Below are 5,172 nucleotides of genomic sequence, written 5' to 3' on the forward strand. Positions count from 1 at the left end.
TGTGCAGCGCCGTCTCGACACTCCCGCGAAGGGTCTGACCTTCGTCGCTCGGGGTATTGAGGTGCTGTTTCAAATTCACGTTGTCGCTCACGGGTGCTGTTCCACTCACTAAAGTCTCGGTCATCATCGTCATGCGGCCACCCCTTCTTCGTCCCCTGTCAGGCTCTTGTAACGCTCGGCGAAAAACTCCCGGACGTTGGCGCATTGTGTTTCCGTACCATCCAAACGATTGAAGTGGGCGCGAAACTCCCTGGCGCCCGGCAAGGTTGCGAGATACCAGCCCACATGCTTGCGGGCAATACGGACGCCCATCACATCCCCGTAGAAGGCGTGAAGTGCGGCCAGATGCTCCAGCAGGATGCGTTCCACTTCGATCAGCTCCGGCGCCGGCAATTTCTCGCCGGTACGCAGGAAGTGTTCGATCTCGCGAAAAATCCATGGCCGCCCCTGGGCAGCCCGGCCTATCAGCAGGCCATCGGCACCGGTCGCGTCGAGCACGTAACGGGCCTTTTCCGGCGAATCGATATCGCCATTGGCAAACACCGGGATCGACACCGCCTGCTTGATCGCGGCAATCGTGTCGTACTCGGCTTCACCGGTGTACAGATCGGCGCGCGTGCGGCCATGCACTGCCAGCGCGGTGATCCCGGCCTGCTCGGCGATCTTCGCCACGGTCAGGCCGTTCTTGTTGTCGCGATCCCATCCGGTGCGGATCTTCAGGGTCACCGGCACATCCACTGCAGCGACGACAGCCTGCAGGATCTCGGTAACCAGTGCTTCGTCTTTCAATAACGCGGAGCCGGCGGCCTTGTTGCAGACCTTCTTTGCCGGGCAACCCATGTTGATATCAATAATCTGCGCGCCCAGTTCGACGTTGGCCCGTGCCGCGTCCGCCAGCATCTGCGCATCACCACCGGCAATCTGCACCGAGCGTGGCTCGGGATCGCCTTCGTGGATCATGCGCATGCGCGACTTGCGGGTATTCCACAGGCTCATGTCACTGGTGACCATTTCCGAGACTACAAGCCCTGCGCCCAAACGCTTGCAAAGCTGACGAAAGGGCTGGTCGGTGACCCCCGCCATTGGGGCGAGAATCAAACCGTTCTGCAATGTATATGGGCCGATGCGTACCGCCGACATAGGACTTCCCTGAAGTGGGGCCGGATCATGAGAGTTCGAAAAAGGGTTGGCATGATACCCGCTCTCGATGACTGGATAAAGGCTGAATTGAACAAAATCTGAACAGTTATTTTGTTATTGCCAGCGGTTTGGTGAGCGCGGGCGAAGTCAGAAAACTGCCGTCAAACCTGAAGCGGTGAAGCGATTCACTCGGGCGAGTGGAAACTCAGGCTGTAATTCACCGCTTTCGGGCCTGGATCGAGGATATCCAGCGCGATGTGGATTGGCGTCTGTGGCGGCATTTCCGCCATGCCTTCAAGGTCGCCGTTGAGGTATTCGCCGGGTTTGAAGCGACGACTGGCGATCAGATGACCGTTGAGGTCGGCGAAGCGTAGCTCAAGCAGCGGAAACGGCTGGGAGAATGTCGCCCGGTTGTAGATGATCGCATCCACCACCAGCGCCCCGCTGAACTCCGGATGGCTGCGCACCACCAGATTGCTGCTTTTGATTTTGCCGATGTCGACCTTGGACGGCACCGTGCAGCCGATCTGCGGACAGAACTGCTGGAACCACGGGCGGTACTGATCCTGCCGCGCCAGTTCATCGAAATGATAGGCGATGTACTGGCCGGCCAGACCGGCGGCGGCCAACAGCACCAGCAAGCCCCAGAGCAGGCGTCGGCCCCACGGCGAACGGCGTTTCTGCCAGTCCAGTTGCAGCGGGTCGTCGGTCAGATCCTGTAGCACTTCGGCGCGCACGCCGGGTTCGGCACGCTCACGCTTTTTGCGCAGCGGTGCGACCGGTGGCAGGTCGTCATCGACGGGTTCGATGTTGGCGGACAGGCGTTCGCGGCGGGCATTCGGGTCGATCGGGTCGTGCAGGCGCAGTTGCGGGATCGGCGGCTCGTCATCCAGATCCACTGGCTCCAGCGACAATGAAGGCTCGGTGCGCGCGGTTTTCAGTGGTTCGGATTCGACGATCTCCGGCTCGACTTGATCTTCGGGCTCGGGCAGGCGTTCATCGTCGCGTGCGCTGAACAGGCTGTCGCGCCACTCCGCTTCATCGGCTTCAGGGCTGTCGCGGCGGGCGCTCAGGGACTCTTCGCGCTGACGACCGAATTCGGTAGTCGGCTGGATTTCCCGCTGCTCGAGTCGGGCCAGTTCTTCGTCCAGGTCGAGGCTGTCCAGATCCAGCTCGCTGGCACTCCATTGCTTCTGGCTGATGGCGCGCGGCGCGGGCGGTTCGTCGTTGACGGGCGCTTCGACCACCGGCGGCGGCTCGCTGACCACCGGCTGAGATGCTGCTGGCTGAACCATGGTCGGCGCCACCGGGGTGACCGCGTCCTTGCCGGCGTGTTGTTCCAGCAGCTGTTTGGCGGCGTTGAACACTTGCAGGCAGGCGCCACAGCGAACCACTCCGCGGGCCACGCTCAATTGAGCATGGCTGACGCGGAAGCTGGTTTGGCAATGCGGGCACTGGGTGACGAAACTGTCGGTCATGCGGCGATCCGGATTATGCAGGCGGCCATTCTAGCGCCGACGGCCGGTGATACGCACCCAGCCATCGCGATTGGCGATCGGGTCGAGATCGAAGTCCTGCGCATAGGCGGCGGCGACTTCTTCACCTTGTTCGGCGAGGATGCCTGACAGCGCCAGACGACCGCCGGTTTTCACCAGACCAGACAGCTGCGGCGCCAGGGAAACCAGCGGGCCGGCCAGAATGTTGGCGACCAGTACGTCGGCTTTGACCTGCGGCAAATCTTCCGGCAGGTACAGCGGGAACAGCTCATCGGCAATGTTGTTGCGCCCGGCGTTGTCGCGCGAGGCTTCCAGCGCCTGCACGTCGATGTCGGTGCCGACGGCTTCTTTCGCGCCGAGCAGCAGGGCGGCAATCGCCAGAATCCCCGAACCGCAGCCGAAGTCCAGCACGTTGCAGTCTTTCAGATCCTGGCCGTCGAGCCATTCCAGGCACAGTGCGGTGGTCGGGTGGGTGCCGGTGCCGAACGCCAGGCCCGGATCCAGCAGCAGGTTGACCGCCTCAGGCTCGGGCGCAGCGTGCCAGCTCGGCACGATCCACAGGCGCTGGCCGAAACGCATCGGCTGGAAACCGTCCATCCAGCTGCGTTCCCAATCCTGGTCTTCGATGACTTCGCTGTGATGTTCGGGCAGCGGGCTGCCGGTCAGCAGCTCCAGATGCGCGAGCACCGGCGCAGGCTCGGTGCCGCCCTCGAACAGCGCCAGCAGGTGCGTGTGCGCCCACAGTGGGGTGGTGTTGAGTTCCGGCTCGAAGATCGGCTGATCTTCGGCGTCCATGAAGGTCACCGAAACGGCGCCGACTTCAAGGAAAGCGTCTTCGTAGGTTTCGGCTTGTTCCGGGCTGATGGCGAGACGTACTTGCAGCCAAGGCATGGCGGGCACCTTTGAAAAAATATGATTGCAGCCTAGCGGCCAGCGAGAAGCGCGCAAGTTTACGCGAGCGCGCAGGGTTTGTGGGAGCTGCATTGCACCCTGTGGGAGCGGGCTTGCTCGCGAAGGCGCTGTGCCAGACAAATAAATGTATCTGATACACCGCATTCGCGAGCAAGCCCGCTCCCACAGGGGTTTATGTAATCTGTAGAAACAACAAAGCCGCCCGAAGGCGGCCTTGTCAGGTGCGGGCTGAACCTTAGTGTTTCTCGCCTGCCAGCTTGTGCTCGAGGTAGTGAATGTTCACGCCCCCTTTGCAGAAGCCTTCGTCGCGGGTCAGATCACGGTGCAGCGGGATGTTGGTCTTGATCCCGTCCACCACGATTTCGTCCAGGGCATTGCGCATGCGCGCCATGGCTTCGTCGCGGGTGGCGCCGTAAGTGATCAGCTTGCCGATCAGCGAGTCGTAGTTCGGCGGAACCGCATAACCGCTGTACAGGTGCGAATCGACTCGAACGCCGTTACCGCCTGGTGCGTGGAAATGCTTGACCGTGCCCGGGCTCGGCATGAAGGTTTTCGGGTCTTCAGCGTTGATCCGGCACTCCAGCGAGTGACCGCGGATAACCACGTCATCCTGAGTGAACGACAGCTTGTTGCCAGCGGCGATGCTGAGCATCTCCTTGACGATGTCGATACCGGTGACCATTTCCGAAACCGGGTGCTCCACCTGAACACGGGTGTTCATTTCGATGAAGTAGAAGCGACCGTTCTCGTACAGGAACTCGAACGTGCCGGCGCCACGGTAGCCGATGTCGATGCACGCCTTGACGCAGCGAGCCAGAACTTCCTGGCGCGCCTGCTCGTCGATGCCCGGTGCCGGCGCTTCTTCGAGAACCTTCTGGTGACGGCGTTGCAGCGAGCAATCGCGGTCGCCCAGATGGATGGCGTGACCCTGGCCGTCGGACAGTACCTGAACTTCGACGTGACGCGGGTTGGTCAGGAATTTTTCCAGATAGACCATCGGGTTGCCGAACGCCGCGCCAGCTTCGGAGCGGGTCAGTTTCGCCGAGGCGATCAGGTCTTCTTCCTTGTGCACCACGCGCATGCCGCGACCACCGCCGCCGCCAGCGGCCTTGATGATCACCGGGTAACCGACTTCACGACCGATGCGCAGCGCCGTTTCTTCGTCTTCCGGCAGCGGGCCGTCGGAACCTGGAACGGTTGGTACGCCGGCTTCGATCATCGCGTGCTTGGCCGATACCTTGTCGCCCATCAGGCGAATGGTGTCGGCTTTCGGGCCGATGAAGGCGAAGCCGGAGTTCTCGACTTGCTCGGCGAAATCGGCGTTTTCCGCGAGGAAACCGTAGCCTGGGTGAATGGCGGTAGCGCCAGTCACTTCAGCGGCAGCGATGATGGCCGGGATGTGCAGGTAGGACTGAGCGGCAGAAGCCGGGCCGATGCAGACGGATTCGTCTGCCAGACCCAGGTGCATCAGCTCTTTGTCGGCCTTGGAGTAAACGGCGACGGTCTTGATGCCCATCTCTTTGCAGGCACGCAGACTCCGCAGGGCGATCTCTCCGCGGTTAGCGTTCAGAACTTTGTCCAACTTCGCAGTGATCATAGGCTCTCCGCTGTGCACACGATGGTG

4 protein-coding genes and 1 pseudogene are annotated in these 5,172 nt (G+C 61.8%); all 5 read right to left on the reverse strand.

All coding sequences use genetic code 11. From position 1 onward, the window contains the following. Positions 1 to 133: pseudogene (locus tag ACIOUG_RS26480) on the reverse strand (DNA-binding transcriptional regulator Fis); the annotation flags it as partial. Further along, on the reverse strand, positions 130 to 1,140 hold the full coding sequence (gene dusB, locus ACIOUG_RS26485; RefSeq protein WP_108592690.1) for a tRNA dihydrouridine synthase DusB: 1,011 nt from the start codon (positions 1,138 to 1,140) through the stop codon (positions 130 to 132). The pseudogene ACIOUG_RS26480 and the gene dusB, both read right to left, overlap by 4 nt. A 185-nt stretch (positions 1,141 to 1,325) precedes the next feature. Continuing rightward, the gene (locus tag ACIOUG_RS26490; protein WP_401070060.1) at positions 1,326 to 2,618 is read right to left on the reverse strand and encodes a DUF3426 domain-containing protein; all 1,293 of its coding nucleotides are present in this window, start codon (positions 2,616 to 2,618) and stop codon (positions 1,326 to 1,328) included. A gap of 30 nt (positions 2,619 to 2,648) precedes the next feature. Beyond that, on the reverse strand, positions 2,649 to 3,527 hold the full coding sequence (gene prmA / locus ACIOUG_RS26495) for a 50S ribosomal protein L11 methyltransferase (RefSeq protein WP_103485976.1): 879 nt from the start codon (positions 3,525 to 3,527) through the stop codon (positions 2,649 to 2,651). A 256-nt stretch (positions 3,528 to 3,783) separates the two neighbouring features. Further along, on the reverse strand, positions 3,784 to 5,145 hold the full coding sequence (gene accC / locus ACIOUG_RS26500) for an acetyl-CoA carboxylase biotin carboxylase subunit (RefSeq protein ID WP_401070063.1): 1,362 nt from the start codon (positions 5,143 to 5,145) through the stop codon (positions 3,784 to 3,786). Positions 5,146 to 5,172 lie beyond the last annotated feature (27 nt).

It is taken from the genome of Pseudomonas sp. NPDC087803 (genome assembly GCF_044742995.1).
GTDB lineage: Bacteria > Pseudomonadota > Gammaproteobacteria > Pseudomonadales > Pseudomonadaceae > Aquipseudomonas.

Coding starts and splice junctions, on each gene's coding strand:
- dusB (WP_108592690.1), bottom strand. CDS start 1,140: ATGTCGGCGGTACGCATCGGCCCATATACATTGCAGAACGGTTTGATT.
- ACIOUG_RS26490 (WP_401070060.1), bottom strand. CDS start 2,618: ATGACCGACAGTTTCGTCACCCAGTGCCCGCATTGCCAAACCAGCTTC.
- prmA (WP_103485976.1), bottom strand. CDS start 3,527: ATGCCTTGGCTGCAAGTACGTCTCGCCATCAGCCCGGAACAAGCCGAA.
- accC (WP_401070063.1), bottom strand. CDS start 5,145: ATGATCACTGCGAAGTTGGACAAAGTTCTGAACGCTAACCGCGGAGAG.